Source organism: Candidatus Saccharimonadales bacterium (assembly GCA_036397795.1).
In the GTDB taxonomy this organism is placed as follows: Bacteria; Patescibacteriota; Saccharimonadia; order Saccharimonadales; family DASWIF01; genus DASWIF01.
This window is the reverse complement of sequence record DASWIF010000020.1, coordinates 1-1,556: the sequence shown is the minus strand read 5'-3', so window position 1 is coordinate 1,556 and position 1,556 is coordinate 1. Positions and strand designations below refer to the sequence as shown.

The 1,556-nt window shown below is 52.4% G+C and carries 2 protein-coding genes; both read right to left on the bottom strand.

Annotated features, from left to right (window positions below; all coding sequences use genetic code 11):
* Window positions 1-630, bottom strand: a 630-nt coding sequence (locus tag VGA08_01430) for a hypothetical protein (protein ID HEX9679255.1), incomplete at its 3' end; no start/stop codon positions are given.
* A gap of 121 nt (window positions 631-751) precedes the next feature.
* Window positions 752-1,399 (bottom strand): NYN domain-containing protein, encoded by a 648-nt coding sequence (locus VGA08_01425; protein HEX9679254.1) that lies wholly within the window; start codon window positions 1,397-1,399, stop codon window positions 752-754.
* Between the last annotated feature and the right edge of the window lie 157 nt (window positions 1,400-1,556).

The window sequence follows — 1,556 nt, the reverse complement described above, 5'->3', positions numbered from 1 at the left end:
AAGCATGTCTTCAGACACTTCCTGCGCGCCCACCTCTATCATGTTGATAAGGCCGTCTTTGCCGCAGGCAAGCAGGTCAATGACGGCGCGCGGGTCGCCGTTTTCGTCGCGCTGTTTGTAGGTCGGGTTGATCGAAAATGTGCTACCCCCTTCTTCGAGCCCGACACGCACCGCCGACACGGGGCCGGCCCACGGGATGTTAGAGGTGGCGAGCGCGAGCGACGCCGCGTTTATTGCAAGCACGTCGGTGTCCCAGTCTTCTATCGAGAGCACAGTGATTATGACCTGCACGTCGCGCTTAAGGCCCTTGGGGAAGAGCGGTCTAATAGTGCGGTCGACCATGCGGCCGGAGAGCACCGCCTCGTCGCTCGGGCGCCCCTCGCGGCGCATAAAGCGGGAGCCGAGTATGGCGCCCGCGGCGTAAAACTTTTCTTCATACTCAACCGAGAGCGGAAAGTAGTCTAAATTTGTTTCTTTGCTCCCCATCACGGCAGTTGCTAACACCGCGCTGTTGCCGAGCCGCACTAAGACCGAGCCGTTTGCCTGGTTGGCGAGGTCGGTAAACTCGGCGGTCAACTCCTTGCCGCCTATAGTGGTCGAGTAGATTTTGCTTTGCATGAGTGTTTGCAAAACCCGCGAATTTTAGGCCCCAAGCCAGTCTTGGAAACTACCTATCCGCGTGCTTTGCTCGATTAATTAATACCTACAAACTGTAACAAAAAAGCCCGGCCGAAGCCAGGCTTTTCTTTGTTTATGCCTCCCCCGACATTCGTATCGCCGGGTCTTCGCCCTCGTTATCTGGAGCTTCGGTGTTCTCGGGGCTGGTGTCGGCACTTTGCGAGCGGTCGTCTGCGCCGCTACTAAACCCCGGCATCCACCTGCCCCCGCCGCGGTAGCCGATAAGAAAGTTTTTAGGGTTATCGCTCATGTCGGTAAAGTCGTCTACCGCCTCTTTGAGTTGGCCTGAGGCACTTTTGCCAAAGGCGATAACTTCTACCTGGGTGCCTTGCGTGTAGCGCAGGTACTCAACCAACGGCACAAAGTCGCCGTCGCCTGTTGCGAGCACAATCGCGTCGAGCTTTTCTGACATGGCAATAGCATCTATCGCCATACCAATATCCCAGTCGGCTTTTTTAGCCCCGCCGGCAAACACACGGATATCTTTGACCTTAGTTTCAATCCCGAGCTTGTTGAGAGCCTCAAAAAAGCCCTTTTCGTCCTCGCTTTCGGTGCGGATCACATAGGCCACGGCACGGATAAGCTGGCGGCCTGCGAGCGCCTCTTTAACCACGTTGCCGAAGTTTACCTTTGCTTTATAAAGATTTTTTGCACTGTGGTACAGATTTTGCGTGTCTATAAAAATGCCGACACGCTGGCTTTTATGCTTAATGATAGCCATGAAAATAATGAACAATTAACGATAAAAACAACAAGAACAACTTATCAAAAGACGGAAAGAACAATAAATACTTACGCTAGTATACTACATCGTACCTGTTGTACTTGTCGTATATTGTTTATTTTTTTAGGCCAAGTTTCTTAACAATCGCACTATA

What these genes read in the sequence shown, in the direction of transcription:
- VGA08_01425 (HEX9679254.1), bottom strand. Translation starts at nt 1,399, where the DNA reads ATGGCTATCATTAAGCATAAAAGCCAGCGTGTCGGCATTTTTATAGAC.